The 18,936-nt window shown below is 68.7% G+C and carries 18 protein-coding genes; 7 read left to right on the top strand and 11 right to left on the bottom strand.

From position 1 onward, the window contains the following. The first annotated feature begins 208 nt into the window (after positions 1 to 208). Positions 209 to 1,279, top strand: a complete 1,071-nt coding sequence (locus ACIBL3_RS35870; protein ID WP_396358331.1) for an MsnO8 family LLM class oxidoreductase — start codon at positions 209 to 211, stop codon at positions 1,277 to 1,279. A gap of 22 nt (positions 1,280 to 1,301) precedes the next feature. Beyond that, on the top strand, positions 1,302 to 2,762 hold the full coding sequence (locus ACIBL3_RS35875; RefSeq protein ID WP_396358332.1) for an NAD-dependent succinate-semialdehyde dehydrogenase: 1,461 nt from the start codon (positions 1,302 to 1,304) through the stop codon (positions 2,760 to 2,762). A 645-nt stretch (positions 2,763 to 3,407) separates the two neighbouring features. Here ACIBL3_RS35875 and ACIBL3_RS35880 read toward each other — a convergent pair. From ACIBL3_RS35880 to ACIBL3_RS35895, 4 genes are read right to left on the bottom strand one after another with little or no spacing between them, the layout of a single operon-like run. Continuing rightward, on the bottom strand, positions 3,408 to 5,840 hold the full coding sequence (locus tag ACIBL3_RS35880; protein WP_396358333.1) for a glycoside hydrolase family 2 protein: 2,433 nt from the start codon (positions 5,838 to 5,840) through the stop codon (positions 3,408 to 3,410). A 50-nt stretch (positions 5,841 to 5,890) separates the two neighbouring features. Beyond that, positions 5,891 to 6,499 (bottom strand): SGNH/GDSL hydrolase family protein, encoded by a 609-nt coding sequence (locus ACIBL3_RS35885; RefSeq protein WP_396358334.1) that lies wholly within the window; start codon positions 6,497 to 6,499, stop codon positions 5,891 to 5,893. After that, on the bottom strand, positions 6,496 to 7,593 hold the full coding sequence (locus ACIBL3_RS35890) for a Gfo/Idh/MocA family protein (protein ID WP_396358335.1): 1,098 nt from the start codon (positions 7,591 to 7,593) through the stop codon (positions 6,496 to 6,498). The genes ACIBL3_RS35885 and ACIBL3_RS35890 overlap by 4 nt, the downstream gene beginning before the upstream one ends. Beyond that, positions 7,590 to 8,339, bottom strand: a complete 750-nt coding sequence (locus ACIBL3_RS35895; protein ID WP_396358336.1) for a sugar phosphate isomerase/epimerase family protein — start codon at positions 8,337 to 8,339, stop codon at positions 7,590 to 7,592. The genes ACIBL3_RS35890 and ACIBL3_RS35895 overlap by 4 nt, the downstream gene beginning before the upstream one ends. A gap of 276 nt (positions 8,340 to 8,615) precedes the next feature. Here ACIBL3_RS35895 and ACIBL3_RS35900 point away from each other — a divergent pair, with 276 nt between their 5' ends. Next, entirely contained in the window at positions 8,616 to 9,629 is a 1,014-nt protein-coding gene (locus tag ACIBL3_RS35900) for a LacI family DNA-binding transcriptional regulator (RefSeq protein WP_396358337.1), read from the top strand. Here ACIBL3_RS35900 and ACIBL3_RS35905 read toward each other — a convergent pair. From ACIBL3_RS35905 to ACIBL3_RS35915, 3 genes are all read right to left on the bottom strand, one after another. Continuing rightward, complete coding sequence (locus ACIBL3_RS35905) at positions 9,626 to 11,719, bottom strand: molybdopterin-dependent oxidoreductase (protein WP_396358338.1); 2,094 nt, start codon at positions 11,717 to 11,719, stop codon at positions 9,626 to 9,628. The genes ACIBL3_RS35900 and ACIBL3_RS35905 overlap by 4 nt on opposite strands. 35 nt (positions 11,720 to 11,754) lie before the next feature. Next, positions 11,755 to 12,267: an AAA family ATPase gene (locus ACIBL3_RS35910; protein ID WP_396358339.1), complete on the bottom strand. Its 513-nt coding sequence runs from the start codon at positions 12,265 to 12,267 to the stop codon at positions 11,755 to 11,757. An 81-nt stretch (positions 12,268 to 12,348) separates the two neighbouring features. After that, positions 12,349 to 12,948: a TetR/AcrR family transcriptional regulator gene (locus ACIBL3_RS35915; RefSeq protein WP_396358340.1), complete on the bottom strand. Its 600-nt coding sequence runs from the start codon at positions 12,946 to 12,948 to the stop codon at positions 12,349 to 12,351. 79 nt (positions 12,949 to 13,027) lie between these two features. Here ACIBL3_RS35915 and ACIBL3_RS35920 point away from each other — a divergent pair, with 79 nt between their 5' ends. The 3 genes from ACIBL3_RS35920 to ACIBL3_RS35930 are packed head-to-tail and all read left to right on the top strand — an operon-like array spanning position 13,028 to position 14,665. Next, positions 13,028 to 13,327 (top strand): 2TM domain-containing protein, encoded by a 300-nt coding sequence (locus tag ACIBL3_RS35920; RefSeq protein ID WP_396358342.1) that lies wholly within the window; start codon positions 13,028 to 13,030, stop codon positions 13,325 to 13,327. A gap of 40 nt (positions 13,328 to 13,367) precedes the next feature. Continuing rightward, positions 13,368 to 14,009, top strand: a complete 642-nt coding sequence (locus tag ACIBL3_RS35925) for a Pr6Pr family membrane protein (RefSeq protein ID WP_396358343.1) — start codon at positions 13,368 to 13,370, stop codon at positions 14,007 to 14,009. Between the two features lie 5 nt (positions 14,010 to 14,014). Then, the gene (locus ACIBL3_RS35930) at positions 14,015 to 14,665 is read left to right on the top strand and encodes a hypothetical protein (RefSeq protein WP_396358344.1); all 651 of its coding nucleotides are present in this window, start codon (positions 14,015 to 14,017) and stop codon (positions 14,663 to 14,665) included. Between the two features lie 166 nt (positions 14,666 to 14,831). On the opposite strand, the gene ACIBL3_RS35935 is transcribed toward ACIBL3_RS35930, so the two are convergent. Beyond that, the gene (locus ACIBL3_RS35935; protein WP_396358345.1) at positions 14,832 to 15,458 is read right to left on the bottom strand and encodes a transglycosylase family protein; all 627 of its coding nucleotides are present in this window, start codon (positions 15,456 to 15,458) and stop codon (positions 14,832 to 14,834) included. Positions 15,459 to 15,911: 453 nt separating this feature from the next. On the opposite strand from ACIBL3_RS35935, the gene ACIBL3_RS35940 reads away from it, so the two are divergent. Then, a complete protein-coding gene (locus ACIBL3_RS35940; protein WP_396358346.1) occupies positions 15,912 to 16,511 on the top strand; it encodes a DNA-binding response regulator in 600 nt (199 codons plus the stop codon). Here ACIBL3_RS35940 and ACIBL3_RS35945 read toward each other — a convergent pair. The 3 genes from ACIBL3_RS35945 to modB form a co-directional block, all read right to left on the bottom strand. Next, positions 16,490 to 16,723, bottom strand: a complete 234-nt coding sequence (locus ACIBL3_RS35945) for a hypothetical protein (RefSeq protein WP_396358347.1) — start codon at positions 16,721 to 16,723, stop codon at positions 16,490 to 16,492. The two genes, ACIBL3_RS35940 and ACIBL3_RS35945, sit on opposite strands and share 22 nt — an antisense overlap. 368 nt (positions 16,724 to 17,091) lie before the next feature. Continuing rightward, positions 17,092 to 18,153, bottom strand: coding sequence for a sulfate/molybdate ABC transporter ATP-binding protein (locus ACIBL3_RS35950; protein ID WP_396358348.1), 1,062 nt, complete (start codon positions 18,151 to 18,153; stop codon positions 17,092 to 17,094). Next, positions 18,150 to 18,923 carry a molybdate ABC transporter permease subunit gene (gene modB / locus ACIBL3_RS35955; protein WP_396358450.1) on the bottom strand — a complete coding sequence of 258 codons (774 nt, stop codon included), beginning with the start codon at positions 18,921 to 18,923 and terminating at the stop codon, positions 18,150 to 18,152. Before modB ends, ACIBL3_RS35950 begins: the two co-directional genes overlap by 4 nt. Positions 18,924 to 18,936 lie beyond the last annotated feature (13 nt).

Consider the following 18,936-nt stretch of genomic DNA (forward strand, 5'->3'; position numbering starts at 1 on the left):
TGCAAGTGCGGGTTCACAGGGAGTGATGTGGTTGCCCCGGCATCCGGCAGTCGGCGGGAACGATGCCCGACCGGCCAACAGCGCGGCAAGATGTCCGAACCCCCATTTTCGAAGCCCGGCGCGCTGACCGGGAGGTAGGTGTGCACCGGTCTGAACATGGGTGCCGAACACCCATGTGCGAAGTCGCCGGCGCTGCCACGGTGGGCACGTGCTCTCCGTGACTCCTGGACTACCCGTCTCAGCGCACTCGGTGCTCGACGTCGTACCGCAGCTGCCCGGTCAGTCGGCTGCGGCCGCGCTCCGGGAGACTGCGGAGGTCGCACAGGCTGCTGACGACCTCGGATACCGCCGCTTCTGGTTAGGGGAGCAGCACGGTGTCCGAGGCGTCGGTAGCGCGACGCCGGCCGTGCTCGCGGCAGTCCTGGCCGCGCGCACTGACAGGATTCGGCTGGGGTCGGGCGGCGTGCTGCTGACCACCCACCAACCGCTCGTGGTCGCCGAGCAGTTCGCGGCGCTGGCAGCTGCCTACCCGAGCCGAATCGACCTCGGCGTGGGGCAATCGGACGCGGTGTTGCCCAGTACGGCGGCCGCGCTCGGCGAAACCGCGCGAGAAGCGTTCCCGCAGCGGCTGGACGAGTTGTGCCGTTTCCTGCGTGACGCTCTACCTGGGCGTGCACCGGTTGGCGACGTACGGCTCTCGTTGGCCGGGTTGCCGCCACCGGTGTTCGTGCTGGCCGACCAGCCGGGTGCCGCGGCGGCTGCCGCCGTACGGGGGCTGCCTCTTGTGGTGGCGCATCACCAGGCGGCGGCAACGACGGCTGCAACGGTGGCGGCGTACCAGGACCAGTTCAAGGCGACCGCGCCGACCGTGAAGCCGTATCTTGCTGTCACGGTCGCTGTGGTGGCCGCCGACTCCGACGAGGACGCGATCGTCCGGTTCGCGGAGTACGTGCGTGTGAAGACGCGTCTGGCATCCGCGGCGCCCCGAGCCACTGCGGCCGAGCTGATGGACCTGCTGGATCCGCCACTCACGGGCAGGGAGCGCAGCAAGGCTGAGCGGCTGCTTGACGACTCTGGTCACATCGTCGGCTCACGCGCCACAGTGGTGTCCGAACTGGGCAGACTCGTCGCAGCCACTGGCGCCGACGAGGTCATGCTGGTCCCGCTGGCCTTCGACGGTCTCGTGCGGTCAGCCATCCTGCGCACGATCGCGGGCGGTCTCACCGGCACGGTCCGCGCTGTTCCGCGTCACGCCCCGCCACTGATCGCCACAGCCTGAACGTCGTACCTATGGTGGGTACATGACGAGCGAACAGGAAGTCGTTGCGACGTGTCCGACCGAGCTGTTCATCGGAGGTAAGTGGCAGGCGGCCGCGGGTGGTAAGACCCTGGCAGTCGAGGACCCAGCCACCGGTACGGCGTTGTGCGAGGTCGCCGATGCGAGTCCGGCAGACGGTGTGGCCGCCCTGGACGCGGCCGTTGCCGCGCAGGCGGAGTGGGCTGCCACCGCACCACGAGAACGTGGCGAGATCCTCCGCCGTACCTATGAGCTGATGACCGAACGGGCCGACGACCTGGCGTTGCTGATGACGCTGGAGATGGGCAAGCCGGTCGCCGAGTCGAAGGGGGAGATCGCCTACGCGGCCGAGTTCTTCCGCTGGTTCGCCGAGGAGGCGGTCCGGATCGACGGCGGCTACCAGGTCGCTCCGAACGGCAAGGGCCGCTTCCTGGTGATGCGGCAGCCGGTCGGCCCGTGCCTGCTGATCACGCCGTGGAACTTCCCGGCCGCGATGGGTGCCCGCAAGATCGGCCCGGCCGTGGCCGCAGGCTGCACGATGGTGATCAAGCCGGCCGCGCAGACGCCGCTGTCGATGCTCAAGCTCGCCGAGCTGATGACCGAAGCCGGCCTGCCCGCCGGCGTGCTGAACGTGATCACCACCAGCGACTCCGGCGGCGTGATGGAGCCGCTCATCCGCGACGGGCGAGCCCGCAAGCTGTCGTTCACCGGCTCCACCCAGGTCGGCCGCAAGCTCATCGAGCAGTCAGCTGAGCAGGTGCTGCGGACCAGCATGGAGCTCGGCGGGAACGCGCCACTGCTCGTGTTCGCCGACGCCGACCTGGACAAGGCCGTCGACGGCGCGATGCTGGCCAAGATGCGCAACGGCGGCGAGGCCTGTACGGCGGCCAACCGGATCTACGTGCAGTCGTCGATCATGGACGAGTTCGCGCGCCGGCTGTCCGACCGGATGGGCGCCCTGAAGGTCGGCCGCGGCACCGAGGACGGCGTCGACGTCGGCCCGTTGATCGACGCCACCCAGCGGGACAAGGTGAAAGACCTGGTCGACGACGCGGTCGGTCTGGGCGCCCGGGTGCTCACCGGCGCATCGGTTGCGTCAGGCAACGGATACTTCTACCCGCCGACCGTGCTGGCCGACGTACCGAAGACCGCCCGGCTGCAGAAGGAGGAGATCTTCGGCCCGGTCGCACCCCTGACCGCCTTCGAGACCGAAGAGGAGGCGGTCCGGATGGCGAACGACACGGAGTACGGCCTGGTCTCCTACCTGTTCACCAGCGACCTGACCCGCGCCCTCCGCGTCTCCGAGCAACTCGAAACCGGCATGATCGGCCTCAACCAGGGCATCGTCTCCAACCCCGCCGCCCCCTTCGGCGGCGTCAAACAATCCGGCCTCGGCCGAGAAGGCGGCACCACCGGCATCGACGAATTCCTGGAAATCAAGTACATCGCCATCAACATCGACTAACCACCCCACGCGCCCGCGGGTCGAGCGCTTGCTGTGGTTGGTGAGGCGGACTGTGTGGGGGCCCGCGCACCGCAGCGGCTTGTCGCAGTGCTGTGGTTGGGGCGGCGGGCTGCGGGGAGTGGTGTCGGGCGACCTGGCCACGAGTGGGTGCCTTGCGGAGATACTGGTGGGCTTGCACAGGTTATTTCGGCTCTTGTGTTGGATGTGTGGGTGATGCGGGCGCGTCGGGTCAGCGTGCAGCTCGACAGGTAGTGCACCGCGACACGCCGTACACCCCGCAGACGCCCACGCTCAAGTGCACTACCCAGCCCCGGACACCACCTGTCCAACCGCCCTCTTGCCCGATGCCGGCCCCAAGTGGTGCGACAGTCACCGAAGGGCTGGGACAGACGCCGGAGGGTTGGGCAGCCGCCGGGGGCGTGCAAGCCCACGATGGTCTAGGTCAGCCCCCGAAAGTTGTCCCTTCCTCAGCGCCGCCGTGGGTGCGGGCGGGCGCGACGCGGGCCCCTGTGCAGCACGCGTGAGCTGACACCACATCCGCACTCATCACAGTCCGACTCACCCGCCACAGCATGCTGTCACCCGGCGGGCGACAGCACACTCACCCGGCGGGCGACAGCACGCACCCACCCCGCGCGGGTGGGGTTAGCTGACCAGGTCGTTGGCTGAGCGGAGGACCGGCACGCCGACCGCTGTCGGTGCGGACGATGCGGTGACGTGGAACGTATGGGACTCGCCCGCTGACAGCGTGATGAGGCAAGAGTCCACCCGCGCCGCCGGGTCCAGGCGATCCGGGAACAGCGCCAGGTCCTTCGTCAGCGCAATGGCCGTCACGGTCACGTCGTACCCATCGGCCGTCGGGACAACCGATGCGGCATAAGCATCGCCCCGGAGGCGCAACGCCGTGTCCTCGACGAAGTACCAGTACGCCGTGCTCCCGTCCGCGCCCCGCACCTCGAGATACTCACCCCCAGGATCACCCGGCTTCGTAACCGACTCCGGGAGCGAGCTGATGATCGCGGACCGCGGCTCGACCTCGAGGACGAAAGTCTCCCGCGCAAAGGTATCCGAGCCACCAGTCGACCGACGCGTCACCGTGACCTCGGTCGACCACACCGAATCCGTGTCGTTGTGCGCGGCAACCACCAGCTCGTTGTCCCGCGGTTGCACGGTCAGCAACCGTTCGGCGTACACCCGCTTCAACGCGAACCACAGCGGCTTCCGGATCCCGTGACCGTCAACCGCGGCCCACGACACCACCGGCCAGTTGTCGTTCAGCTGCCAGACGACCGCGCCGGTGTTCAGCGGATACAGGCTGCGGAAATGCTCGATCCCGAACACGATCGCCCGCGCCTGGTTGAGCTGCGTCGTCCAGTGCCAGTCGTCGATGTTCGACCACTTCGGCAGGTGCTCACCCAGCCCGCGCTCCAGCTTGAGGTTGCCCTCGAACGCCTTCTGGTGCACGAGCATCTGGTCGCCGTACGGATCCAGCGGCTCGTCGTGCACGACCGACGTCAGCGTCGACCACGCCGGCGGACCCTGGAACCCGAACTCCGACACGAACCGCGGCTTGTACTTGCGGTACGTCGTGTAGTCCACCTGGTTCCACACGTCCCAGATGTGCATCGTGCCGTGCCGCTCGTCGTTCGGGTGGATGAACTGGTCGAACGAGTACGGGCTCCCGTGCGAGTACGGCGTCCGCGGGTCGAGCTCGGCCACGATCTTCGGCAGTACGTCGAAGTAATAGCCCGCGCCCCACGCCCGTCCGGCCAGCGGCACCCGCCAGCCCCACTCGACGTATCCCCAGATGTTTTCGTTGTTGCCGTTCCACACCGCGAGGCTCGCGTGCCGGCTCAGCCGGGTGACCGCTTCCCGGGCCTCGGCCTCGACCTCGGCGGCCAGCACGTCGTCCTCCGAGTACGCCGCACACGCGAACAGGAAGTCCTGCCACACCAGGATTCCCAGCTCGTCGCAGATGTCGTAGAAGTCCTCGCTCTCGTAGATCCCGCCGCCCCACACGCGGAGCAGGTTCATCCCGGCATCGACCGCATCCTGGATGCTGGTCTGGTACGTCGACCTGTTGAGCCGGGTCACGAACGCGTCGTCGGGGATCCAGTTCGCGCCGCGCACGTAGATCGGCTTGTCGTTGACCGACAGCACGAACTGCGTGCCGTCCTTGTCCGGGTCGACGTTCAGCGAGACGTTCCGGAACCCGACCCGACCCTGCCACTCATCACCGTGCACGCCGACGGTCACGTCGTACAACGGCTGCTCGCCGTGCCCGCGCGGCCACCAGCGATGGACCGCGTCGATTGTGGACGTGACCTCGACCGTCGAGCTGCCAGCGGTCACAGGAAGGTCGGAGGTCGTCCCGCCGACCTCGAGCCTCACCACAACGTCGTCGGTAAATCCATCCGCCCAGGCGAGCTCGACGTGCGTGTTCAGTACGCCGCGGTCGCCGTCGACACTCGCCAGCGGACGGACCGAGGAGATCCGGACACCCGACCACGACTCGATCCGGATCGGCCGCCAGATCCCGGCGGTCGCGACATCAGGTCCCCAGTCCCAGCCGTAGTTGCTGGCCATCTTCCGCAACGCGTTGTACGGATGCAGGTTCGTGTGCGGCCAACCCCCGTATCCGGACTGTACCTCCTCCGCCGCCGTCACCGGCCCGGCGAACTCGATCACCAGTTCGTTGCCCTCGGCCACCAGCAGCCCGGTCACGTCGAACCGGTACGACCGGTGCTGGTTCGCCGTCCGGCCGAGCTCCCGCCCGTTCAGCGTCACGGTCGCCACCGTGTCGAGCCCATCGGCGACAAGCTCCTGTACGGCGTGGCCGTCAGCAGCCCAGTCGAACGTGGTCCGGTAGCTCCAGCTCGTCCGCCCGATCCAGGCCAGCGCGGACTCGTTGTCGCCGTCGAACGGGTCCGGGATCTCCCCCGCCGCAAGCAGATCGGTGTGCACCTCACCCGGGACAGTGGCCGGAATCGCCTTACCTGCAAGGGATCCTTCGAGCGCCTGCACCGTCCAGACGGCGCCGCCCTCGGTGGTCAGCGGGACTGCATTCACTGATGTCACAGGAGCTCTCCAAAGTGAACCGGTTTAGTTGGCGCACAGCGGCGCGCGTTTCAATCTTCCAGTACGACCTGTCGCCACAGGTCGGCAATCGCCCGGTGCCCGGCAGCCGTCGGGTGCACCCCGTCGTCGGCCAGTGCGGCCGCCCCAACACTCGACGCTTGCCGGTTCAGCGAGATGTCGGCCGGCACCAGGATCGCGCCGTACTCGACCGCCAGCTTGCGGACGACCTCGAGCTTGGGATCGAGGTCCTCCCGCCAGCCGCCCTGCCCGGCCTTCACCGGCAGCAGGAACGGCTCGATCAGTACGACGGGACACGTGAGCGGATCCAGCAACGCCCGGTACGACGCCTCGAACGACTCGGCCGTGGTCGGGTCGTCCTCGTCGTACCGGCGCCAGGTGTCGTTGATCCCGATCAGGATCGACACCAGCGACGGCTCGTGCGCGAGGACGTCCGTGGACCAGCGGGCCGCCAGGTCGACCGCCCGGTTGCCGCTGATCCCCGCGTTCACGATCCGCGGGCGTCGTCCCGCGAGATCGTCGTACAGGTCGCGCACGTACCCGTTGCCGAGGCCTTCGGGGTCGGTACGGCGACCGCAGTCGGTGACGGAGTCCCCGGCGAACACGACGGTCCGCCGGGGATCCAGTAGCAGTGAGGTCACAGGGTGGCCGCGTGGACGTCCCAGTCGGCCGGCAGGATCTCCGCGACCTCGACCGTGCTGGTCACGTCGACGAACGCGCCGGTCTCGATCGACTCGGTGATCGAGGCCATCACGTCGACGATGTGGAACGCCAGCGCGCCGGTGGCCCGGTGCGGCCGGTTCTCCCGGATCGCCCGCGCCATGTCCAGCACGCCGGTGCCGCGCTCGGCCGACGCCTCGGTGTTCGCGACCGTCTCCCAGTCCTCGGCGCCGCGGCGACGGATCTTGATCTCGCCGTCGAACCGGTTGGGGTCCGGTACGGCGAGGGTCGCCTCGGAGCCGGTGATCTCGACGAACCCGCCCCGCGACAAGGGCGAGTCGAAGCTGAAGATGCTCTGCGACGACTGCCCCGACTCGAACCGCGCGATCGTGCTGACGTGCGTCGGCACGGTCACGTCGAAGTCGGTGCCCGCCAGCGGGCCCGATCCGATCGTGCGCTTGTCCCGCGACTTCGAGCCGAGCCCGGCCACTGCCGCGACCGGCCCGAACAGCTGGACCAGCGTGGTCAGGTAGTACGGGCCGATGTCCCACAGCGGGCCCGCGCCCTCCTGGAACAGGAAGGCCGGGTTCGGGTGCCAGGACTCCGGGCCGGGGGACTGCATCAGGGTGAGCGCGGTCAGCGGCGTGCCGATCTCACCGCGCTCGATGATCCGCCGGGACTCCTGCAGCCCCGGCCCCAGGATGGTGTCGGGCGCGCAGCCCAGCCGCAGGCCGGCGTCCTTGGCGGTCGACAGCAGCTTCAGGCCGCTGTCCTGGTCCAGCGAGAACGGCTTCTCGCTCCACACATGCTTGCCAGCGGCAACGGCTGCCAGCGCGACCTCGACGTGTGCGATCGGGATGGTCAGGTTGACCACGATCTCGACGTCCGGGTGGCTCAGCACGGCCTCGGGACCCCCGTGGGTCCCGATGCCGTACTGCTCCGCCTTCTCCTTGGCCGCCTCCGGCCGAAGGTCGCCGATGGCGACGACCTTCAGGTCGGGGAAGCTCTGCATGCTCTTGATATAGGCGTCGGAGATGACCCCGGCGCCGATCACACCTACGCCGACAGCGGTCATGCCGGTGCGCCCTCTCCGGTGAGGAACTTGTAGCTGCCCTCGACCGCGTCGAAGATCTCGCCGCTGAAGTCGTCGAGCTCGACCACCCGCAGCGCGTTCGGTACGGCGGCCAGGATGTCCGCGACCGCGATGGTGCCGTCGCCGACCGCCACCTGGGCCTTGTTGTCCAGCGTCCCGTCGCCGTCCTTGACGTGGATCGCCTGCACCCGGTCGCCGAACTTGGCGAGCAGCGCCGGTACGTCGGCGCCGCCGACGGCGGCCCAGTAGGTGTCCACCTCGAGGATGACCTCGTCGGACAGGTTGTCGACCAGGATCTCCAGCGCGTGCACGCCGTCGACCTTCGACTCGAGCTCGAAGTGGTGGTTGTGGTACCCGACCGTGATGCCGTGGTCGGCGGCCTCGGCGGCGGCCTTGTTCAGCGCCTCCGCGGTGGCCTTGATGTCGTCGGCGGCCTGCCAGCGGGCCGGGTCGACGAACGGGTCGATGACGGTGCTGATGCCCAGCCGCTTGGCGGCGGCGTAGATCGGTGCGCTGTCCTCGCGCAGCAGGCCGGCGTGCGTGGTGGGCGCCGACAGGCCGTACTTGGGCAGCGACTCGGCCAGGCGGTCCGCGAAGGCGGTGACACCGAAGGGCTCGACCTTGGTGTAGCCGATCTCCGCGATCCGGGCCAGGGTGGCGTCGAAGTCCTCCTCGAGCTTCCCCCGGACCGTGTACAACTGGAGGGACAGGTTGTCCACTGCGACCATGGTTTCTCCTCGTCGCCCGGCGCTTCGCCCGCTGCCCTGGACTCCGCGCCGAACTTGATTGCCGAACCGGTTAAGTAACGACGGCAACCGTATCCCACCGGCGCCGCTCCCCACCACCCTCAGCCCAACCACTGGGCGGTCACCACCGGGTTTCGCGATTTGATCAGATCATTACTCTCTGCGGCCAATCAATGACACGGTGTAGAGCGCGGGTGCATACTGGAGGATTCCGGATCGGCCGTCAGCGGTCCGGTCGCCCTAGTTCAGGAGGCCGTTGTGGCCCGAGTCACCATCACGGAGATCGCCCGTCGGGCAGGCGTCTCCAAAGGCGCGGTGTCGTACGCGCTGAACAACCAGCCGGGGGTCTCCGAGGCCACCCGTGCACGTGTTCTGAAGGTCGCCGAGGAGCTGGAGTGGGTGCCCAACCGGGCCGCCCGGCAGCTGTCCGCGGCGCGCAGCGAGACGTTCGGGCTCGTTCTCGCCAGGACCGCGAAGACGCTGAGTGAGGAACCGTTCTACATGGGCTTCGTCGGTGGCGTGGAGTCCGTGCTGGCCGGCAAGTCGTACGCGCTCGCCCTCCAGGTGGTGGCGAGCCTGCCCGAAGAGCTGGCGACGTACCGGAAGTGGGCCGCGGAGCGCCGGGTCGACGGCGTGATCGTGGTGGACCTGCGGGTCGACGACCCGCGGATCCCCCTGCTGCGAAGACTCGGGCTGCCTGCGGTGCTGGTCGGCCACCCGTCCTTGACGGACGGGATGGCCTGCGTCTGGACCGACGGGACGTCAGCGATGAACGCCGCGGTCGAGCACGTCGCCTCACTCGGGCACCGCAGGGTCGCCCGGGTCGCCGGTACACCGGAACACGGCTTCGTCTGGATCCGGGACAAGGCGTTCGCGGCCGCGAGCCGGCGACTGAGCCTGGAGACCGAGGTGGTGCACACCGATTTCTCCGCCGAGGAAGGCGCCGCGGCGACACGTGCGCTGATGGGCGCCGACCCCCGGCCGACCGCGATCATCTACGACAACGACCTGATGGCGGTGGCCGGCCTGGGGGTCGTCCAGGAGTTCGGACTGCGGTCGCCGTACGACGTCACGCTGGTCGCCTGGGACGACTCGACGCTCTGCCGGCACACGCATCCGACCCTGAGCGCGATGAGTCACAACATCGTCGCGTACGGCGCCGAGGTCGCCAGCCGCCTCCTCGACCTGCTCGAAGGCGCGCGACCACAGGCGCACCTGTACGCGACCCCGCTCCTGATCGTCCGCGACAGCTCCGGACCGCCACCCACCTAACAGGCGGTCACAGTCACCGGTACGCCGTTCACCGCGGCAGTGCCCGCCACGGTGTCGGTCAGCTCGGCGTCGGTCACGTCGTTGGCGCTCGGCCCGGCGACCTGGTTCGCGACCGACAGCCGGGCGCCCGGCCGGCCGTGCCCGAACCCGTGCGGCAGGCTGACCACGCCCGGCATCATGTCATTGCTCGCAGCAACCTCTACCGCGACGCTGCCGGCCGCCGAGCTGACGTTCACCAGCTGGCCGTCGGTGAGGTCGCGCTTGGCGAGGTCGTCGGGATTCATCAGCAGTTGGTGCCGTGGCTTGCCCTTCACCAGCCGGGCCGAGTTGTGCATCCAGGAGTTGTTGTTGCGCAGGTGCCGGCGGCCGATCAGCAGCAGCTCACCGTCATTACCGGTCGCGAGCGCCTCCAGCCGGGGCAGGTCGTCCAGGATCATCCGCTGGGCGAGGTCGATCCGCTTGGTCTTGTGGTGGAGCGCCCCCGGCAGCGCGGGCTGGAGCGGTCCGAGGTCGAGCCCGCCCGGCGACTTCCGCAGTTTGCCCAAGGACAACCGGTACGGCCCGATCCGCAGCCCGAGGTCGACGATCCGCCGCGGCGTCAACCGCAGCCGCGCCGACGCCAGCGCCTTCCGCCGGCTCATCGGTGCTCGGCTCAGCAGTCGCAGTCCGAGGTCGCGGAAGATCTCCCAGTCGTGCCGGGCCTGCGGCGGCTTCGGCAGTACGGCGTCGTTCCAGCGGGCCGTGTTCCGTACGGCGAGCTGGTGGAAGATCACGTCGTAGTGGTCCCGCTCCAGCGGCGGCGCCGGCGGCAGGATCACGTCGGCGTGCCGGGTGGTCTCGTTGATGTACGGATCGACCGCGACCATGAAGTCCAGCGAGTCGAGGGCCTCGTCGAGGCGGCGCCCGTTCGGCGTGGACAGCACTGGGTTGCCTGCGACCGTCACCATCGCCCGGATCCGGCCGTCGCCGGGCGTCAGGATCTCCTCGGCCATCGTCGAGACCGGCAGCTCACCGCCGAACTCGGGCAGCCCGCGGACCCGGCTCTTCCAGACGCCGACGTGCCCGCGACCGAGACCGAGGAGTGGGTTCACGGCCGGTCGCGGGAACATCGTCCCGCCGGGGCGGTCGAGGTTGCCGGTGATGATGTTCAGCACCTGGATCGCCCACTGGCACACCGCCCCGAACTGCTGCGTCGAGACCCCGACCCGCCCGTAGCAGGCGGCCCGGTCGGCGGTCGCGAACTCGCGCGCGATCCGCCGGATCACGTCCGCCTCGATGCCGGTGATCCCGGCCGCGCGCTCCGGCGTCCACGCCTCGACCGCTTCCTCGACCGCCTCGAAGCCGTCGACGTACGACGCCGGCCGAGCATGGCCGTCCGCGATCACCTGGTGGATGAGCGCCAGCAGGAACGCCGCGTCGGTCCCGGGCCGGACGAAGTGATGCTCGTCAGCGACCGCGGCCGTCTCGGTCCGCCGCGGATCGAGGACGACGACCTTGCCGTCACGCTTCTGCAGGTCCTTGAGCCGCCGGTGGAAGCCGGGCGCCGTCATCATGCTGCCGTTGGAGGCGAGCGGGTTGGCGCCGAGCATCAGCAGGTACGACGTCCGGTCGATGTCCGGGACCGCGACCATCAACTGGTGCCCGTAGAGCAGGTACGACGCAAGCATGTGGGGGAGCTGGTCGATCGAGGTGGCGCTGAACCGGTTCCGGGTCCGGAGCTGCTTCACCATCGTCGGCATGTGGGTCAGCGCGCCGAGGCTGTGCACGTTCGGGTTGCCGAGATATACGCCGACCGCGTTCCGGCCGTGCTCCCGCTGGATCTCGGTCAGCCGGCCGACGACCAGGTCGTACGCCGCGTCCCAGCCGATCTCTTGCCAGCCGTCGGCGGTTCGTCGTACCGGTGTCGTCAGCCGGTCGGGGTCGTCCTGGAGGTCGCGCAGAGCGACCGCCTTCGGGCAGATGTGACCGCGGGAGAGCGGGTCGGACTCGTCACCGCGGATGTCGGTCACCCGGCCGTCCTCGACGGTCACGAGCACACCGCAGATCGCTTCACACAGGTTGCAGGAGGTCCGCCGTACTGTGGTCGCCATTCACTCAAACTACCCCCGGGTAGCCTGTTCGGCCATCAGTCGAAGCGTGCCTCGTCCAGCCGGCCCAGGATGGCGTCGACGGTCTCGCCGGCGGACAGGTCGGAGTTGTCGAGCCAGAGTCCGCGGCGCGGGCTGAACGCGTGCAGCTCGTAGTCGAGCTCGTCGACCAGGTGGTACGCCCCGCCCAGCCGGCTCGAGATGACGTCCGGGCGCGGCGTGAGTACGACGAGGTAGCGCGGGCGGGTCTGGATGCCGTCCAGGAACTCGCGCAGCAGCTCGCCGATCACGACGTCCTGGAGGACGACGGTGAAACCGGCCCCGGCGTACCCGTCGGCGGCCTGGCAGGCGAGCCGGTAGCGGAGCTGGAGCTGCCGCTGCGCCTCCTTGCTGTCGTCGGCCATCGAGGCCTGTCCGCTGACGATCATCCGGCGGAAAACGTCGCCGCGGAGATGGACGCCGTACTGGAATCGCTCGGCCAGTAACTGTGAGACCGTCGACTTCCCGGCCGCCATGATTCCACTGACGACGATCACCCCCTCGGACTCCATGCTGGTGATCGTGCCACGCGGGACAAGGTTTTAGTCCGGTCCCGGCGATTCTTGTCCGAAAACCCTCGTTTGCAAGGGCTTTCAGGCCAGCATGCCGTCGAGGTGGTGGCGCAGGATCTGCCGGACCCGAGTCGGTGTGGTGCGGTCGGGCTGGATCGAGGCGTGCAGGGCGAGCCCGTCGATCAAGGCATGCAAACGTTCGACCTCGCGGCGCAGGTCGGTCCCCTCCCGGAGCACGCCTTCCCGGGCCAGCGCCTGCAGCAGCATCTCGCACAGCTCGCGCAGGCCGTCGTGCACCTTGTCGACGTGCTCGCGCAGCCCGCCGGCGCCGGATTCGGCCTGCGCCTGGGCCATGAACGACATCCAGATGTCGAACTCGGAGCGCCGCTCGGCGTCGAGCGGGATCACCTCCTCGAGATAGCGCAGTACGGCGGTCGGCGCGTCGCCCTTCGGCTGCAGCGCGCTGATCCGCTCGGTCACCCGGCGGGAGACCAGGTCCATCGCGAAGCTGAGCAGACCGGCCTGGTCCGGGAAGTAGTAGCGGACGGCGCCGGCCGACCAGCCGGCCTCGGCGGCGATGGTCCGGACCGAGGCGGCCCGGATCCCGTCCCGGCGGACCACCCGCCAGAGCGCCTCGGCGATCTCCTCGCGGCGGGTCTCGTGGTCGACGATCTTCGGCACGCGACCTTTTTAGCACAGCTGTGTTACTGTCTTGTTCTGACACAGTCGTACTGAAAACGTCTGGGGAGGGTGAACCACTGTGCTGCTCGCTGTGATCGCCGCGTGTGAAGTCGGCGGCGCGCCGCGCCCGGTCAAACCGCCGAAGTCGGAGCGGGCCCGTCGCGAGCGCGCCGGCTGGTACCGCCACCTGCTCGCGTACGGCGTGGGCGTCGGCATCATGATCGGCCTCGGCCTGCTCTCGGGTCGCGGGTACGACGCCGCCCTCGGCCCGGCGTGGACCTGGACGATCGTGCTGGTCATCGATGCGGTCGTGTCGTTCAGCCACAGCTTCGAGGGCTCGGACTCCGAGGAGGAGGCGCGGGAGAAGCAGTCCGTCTGACGTCCCCGGTCGGGAGGCCGGGCCGTCGTACATTGCGTTCATGACTACGGGTGGACGGGTGTGGGCTGGGGTCACCGCACTGGTGGTGGCTTGCGGCATCGTCGTACAGCTCTTCGTGACGGCGAACGGGGATGCCGGCTTCTTCCCGGACAACCCCGAGCGCGTGTTCAACGTGTTCGCGTACTTCACCATCCAGTCGAACCTGTTGCTCGGTGGCACGACGCTGGTGCTGGCGTTGTGGCCGGACCGTCCGCAGAGCACGCTGTTCAAGACCTTGCGACTGAACGGCGTGCTCTGCATCGCCGTCACCGGGATCGTCTACCACCTGGTGCTGGCCGGGTTGGACGAGCTGTCCGGGTGGGCGGCGGTGGCGAACTTCCTGCTGCACACCGCGGCGCCGGTGGTCGGCGTACTGGGGTGGTTGCTGTTCGGGCCGCGCGGGCGGACCGATCCGCAGGTCGTTGCCTGGTCGATCGTGTTTCCGCTGCTGTGGTTGGCGTTCACGCTGGTCCGTGGCGAGTTCGTCGGGTTCTACCCGTACCCGTTCGTCGACGTCGCCGAGCACGGGTACGCACGGGTGCTGCTGAACTGTCTGCTGGTCGCGGTACTGTTCCTGGCTCTGGCGGCGGGGGCTACCGCGCTCGACCGCCGGTTGCACCGGAAGACGACCGTCGAAAGGTAAGACCTGTGCTGGTGACCTCTCGCTCGTACGCCGAGTACGAAGCGATGTTCGACCTGTCCGTACTGCCCGACTCGATCCTCGACTGCTGCGCGGGGGGTGCGAGCTTCACCGCGGAGGCTGCCGCACGCGGCGTGGACGCGATCGCCGCCGACCCGGCCTACAAGCTGGAGCCCGCCGAGCTCGTCGACACGGTCCGCAAGAGCCTGCCGGCCGGGTCCGGGATCGTCGACGAACACGCGGGCAGCTTCGTCTGGCACTGGTACGGGTCACCGGAACGACGCGACGAGCTCCGCATCGACGCGGCCGACCGCTTCCTGCAGGACGTCGCCACCGCGCCGGAGCGCTACATCGCCGCCGAGCTCCCCGATCTCCCCTTCGGAGACAGGCGTTTCGAGCTGGTGCTGTGCTCCCACCTGCTCTTCACCTGGGCCGACAAGTTCGACCGCGACTGGCACCTGGCCGCGCTCCGCGAACTCGTCCGCGTCTCCAACTCCGAGGTCCGCATCTTCCCCCTGGTCCTGCAGGGCACCGGAGCCCCGGTGGATTTCCTGCCCGAGCTGTTGGATGCCTTGGACAACATCACCTGGGAAACCCGCAAAGTTCCCTACGAGTTCCAGGCCGGCGCCAACGAAATGCTGGTGCTCACTCGCAGCTGACGTCTGGTGCCTCCCACCCGGCGTGGTCACGGGTGAGTGCGCCACTGACCCGTCACGCGGGGTGGGAGGCGCCAAACGCCAGCTGCCCACGTGGGGTGGCGTCGAACGGACCGGTCGGGCGAGCGGAAGGAACGGTCTACCGCCCGCCCCTACCGGCCGGAGGGCGTCAGCGGAGGTAGCGGCCGCAGACCGGCCACGGCTGTGCGCCGCGCTGGGCGTACAGCTTCTTCGCGCGCATCAACTGCTCGGCCGCCGACGCCTTCGCCGGGTTGCCGGAGCCGCCGACGCTGCGCCACGTCTGCAGGTCGAACTGGAAGAGCCCGTAGTAACCGGCCGGGTTCACCGCTCGCGGGTTACCGCCGGACTCACACTGGGCGACCTTGCGCCACGCGGCGCTCATGCTCACATTCGACGAGGACCGGTCCTCGGAGCGGCTGGTGCGCGCCTTGCGCTCGGTCTTGCGTTCGGTCTTGCGGACCTTCTTGGTCTCGGTCTTCTTCGCGGTGGCCTTGCGCGGCGCGGTGGCCTTCTTCACACCGTCCAGCGTCAGGGTCTGACCGATCAGGATCAGGTCCGGATCCTTCAGGTTGTTGATCTCGGCAAGCTCGCGCCAGTCGGCGCCGTTGGCCTGGGCGATTTCGGAGAGGGTGTCGCCGGCCTTGACCTTGTAGTCGGTCGCGAACGCCGCGCCGGCGCCGGCGGCGGTGATACCGGCCCCGAGACCGGCAATGGAGATGGTCCGGGCCACCCGGCGGGCACTTCGCCGGGGGCGCGCATGTCGGGCTTTGGACATCAGAAGTGCGCTCCTCGTGAGCTTGGGCATGGTGGAACTCACCAGGCCCCCCGTGCAGGGGAGGGGGCATCCGGGCAGGTCACAGGACAGCGTCCGAACGGTCACGCCACGGTAACGACGCGACCTCAGTCATCCTGTGCGACCTGGGCCGGGAGCGCAAGGGCATTCGGCCGATCTGCCCCACATTTTTTCTGCCCCTGAACGACCGAAACCCCAACAACAGAACGGTTTCCGGCTCCGAAACAGCCGGTTTGGGCGGCGCGAGACCGGGGTAGTCAAACGCTCGAAACAGGCCGGTTTCCAGCGCGGACCGATCGGTTTCCCAGCGTCCTGCGTGCCCTCCGGGCGGCTGAGTCGTTGATGAGATACGGGCACCGCCGTCCGGCTGTCGTGAGACCACGTCGCGCGGGGGTGGCCGGCGGATGAGGCGACGGACGCGATGGGGGCGTAGCGGTGATCCGAGTGGCTCTCGGCCATCGCGGCACGATGGTGCGTGGTGCACTGGCCGCGGTGCTGGCAAGGGAGAACGATCTGGACGTGGTGGCCGAGCTGGATCGCTCGGAGGACGTCCTGCAGGTGGCTGGGCGGCGGCCGCACGTCGTCCTGCTCGATCCGCAGTTGCCCGGGCGGATCCGGGTCGAGGACCTGTGCCGCAAGCTGACCGGGCCCGGCGTGCTGGTTCTGATCGACCACGAGGCGATCGCCGCGACCAGCCTGGCCCTGGTGAAGCAGGCTCCGCGGATCGGCCTGATCGGGACGGACGCGACGACAGACCAACTGGTGCAGGCAGTACGCGACGTGGCGAAGGGGTTGCCGGTGGTCGACGTACGGCTTGCTGTCGCCGCGTTGAAGGCCGGTGACAATCCGCTGACCGATCGCGAGTGCGACGTGCTCCGGCAGGTCAGCACCGGCGCCACCGCGCAAGAGGTTGCCCGCACGCTGAGTCTGAGCACGGGAACGGTGCGCAACTACTTGTCCCGCATCCTTGCCAAGACCGGTTCACGCAGCCGGATCGAGGCGGTCCGGAAGGCTCAGGACGCCGGCTGGATCTGACGTCGCTGCGGGATGGGCGGCGTCCAGTGGCCGTGCAGCTCGCGGTACTGGCGGGATGTGCGCATCAGCAGCGCGTGTGTACCGATAGTTGCCTTGTTCCCGTCCAGCACCAGGATGCGTCGAGCGCGGAGCGCGGAGCTGATCCGGTGCGCGATCACAATCAGCGTCCCGCCACGCTTCGCGAACGCCTCCTCGGCCTGGCCCCTGGCCACCCACCTAACCACCGCCCTGACCGAAGGCACAGCCCGCGCCCACTGCGTAGGCCTAGGCATAGACCCCCTAACCTTCGCCACCGACCTCCTAACCGTCCTCTCCCTCGACTCCACCATCTTCGACGCCCTGTTCCCCGAAGTTGTCCAAGGCAACGATGAGGGCCAGGTCCTAGAACCCAAACCCTTCACCGCCGAGGCCATAGCCGGCTACGTCCACCACAAACCCCTCCAGTCCGCCGGCGCCGCCCTCCTCCAACTCGCCTGGAACCACCAACTCGACTGAACCTCTCACCGAGTTGTGGGTTCTGGTCGAGATCACCCGGTTTCGTGAACAAAGATCCACAACTCGACGCAGCGTTGGGTGCTGGTCAGCTGGGGTAGGTGTGGATTTCGGTGGCTTTTAGGGTGGCGTGGAGGGGTTGGCCGGGGGTTAGGCGGAGGTCGGCTACGGCGGCGGGGGTGATGTCGGCCAGGAGGGTGTCGGGGCCGGTGGGGGTTGCGGTGAGGCGGACTCGGACGGTGTGGGCGTGTTGCTCGATGCCGGTGACGGTCGCGGGCCAGGTGTTGCGGGGGCTTCCGGACGGCGGGTCGACGTACAGGCTGACGGCTGTGGGTGGGAAGGCGACGTGCACCGGGCCGCTGGCGGGTTCGGCGAGGGTTATGGTGCCGCCGTTGGCCAGGCTGACTGTCGTGCCGGACGCCGTACCGCGGTAGAGGTTGAGGCCGACCAGTTGGGCGACGTAGTCGGTGCGGGGGCGGCGGGAGATGTCGGTGGGGCGGCCCTGTTGGACGATGCGGCCGTTCTCGACGATGACCAGGCGGTCTGCGAGGACCATGGCATCGAGCGGGTCGTGGGTGACGAGCAGGGTGCGACCAGGGAAGCGTCGGAGGTGCTGGGCGAGCTCTGCGCGTACGTGGATCGTCGTGCCGGCGTCCAATGCGGCCAAGGGCTCGTCCAGCAACAACAGCTCCGGGTCTGTGGCCAGGGCTCGCGCCAGCGCCACGCGTTGGGCTTGGCCGCCTGACAACAAGCGAGGACGAGTACGCGCGTACGACGCCAACCCAACCGCCTCCAGCCAACGCATGGCCTCGGCCCGGGCAGCATGCTTGTCGACCCCGCGGGCCCGCAGTCCGAAGGCCACGTTCTCCAAGCAGGTCAGGTGATTGAAGAGCAGGTAGTCCTGGAACACCACTCCGATCGGCCGCTGGTCCGCCGTACGGAAGACTCGTGGTGGCTCGTCCCATACCTGGTCGTCCAGCGCGATGCGCCCCGCGCCGACCGGCAGGAGCCCAGCAATGGCTCGCAGTGTGGTGCTCTTGCCGGCTCCGTTAGGCCCAAGCAAGGCCACCACCTCACCCGGCTCGACATACACCTCGAGGGAGAGGTCGAAGTCCCCACGCTGCACCCGCACGTCCGCATGCAGAGTCATCGCAACCCACTGATCCAACGCTCGCGCAGGGACGCCAGTACGACGACTGACACGAGCAGCAGCACGAGACTCAGTACGACGGCCACGTCCGGGTCGGTCTCCAACGCTAGATACACCGCCAGCGGCATCGTCGTCGTACGGCCGGGGAAGTTGCCCGCAAACGTGATGGTCGCGCCGAACTCACCCAATGCCCGAGCCCAGCACAGTACGGTGCCCGCCACGACACCCGGCGCAATCGACGGCAGGGTGACGCGTCGGAACGTCAGCCAGCGACTGGCGCCGAGCGTCGCCGCGGCCTCCTCATAGCGAGGGTCTGCAGCACGCAGTGCGCCTTCCACTGAGATCACCAGGAACGGCATGGCGACGAACGCTTCCGCAACGATCACTCCGGCTGTTGTGAAGGGCAAGGAGATCCCGAACCACAGGTCCAGCCGCTCACCGATCAGTCCGCGCCGTCCAAGCACCAGCAACAGCGCCACACCGCCCACCACTGGTGGCAGCACGAGCGGGACAGTGACCAGCGCCCTGATGAGACCGCGACCGGGCACAGAGCCTCTGGCCAGCAACCACGCCAGCGGGATACCCAACAGCAGGCACAGCACGGTCGCCGCTGTCGCACACACGAGGGACAGCCGCAGAGCCGTCCAGACCTCCGCACTGAACAGGCGGCTCGGCAGCGTTGCCCACGGCGCTCTGAGAAGCAGACCGAGCAGTGGGATCAGTAGGAACGCCAGGCCGAGCAGCGCAGGCAGCAGGAGCACGAGGGGCAGTCGCCCGCTCGTG

Origin of the sequence: Kribbella sp. NPDC050124, assembly GCF_044460355.1 — a bacterium.
Taxonomy (GTDB): Bacteria; Actinomycetota; Actinomycetes; order Propionibacteriales; family Kribbellaceae; genus Kribbella.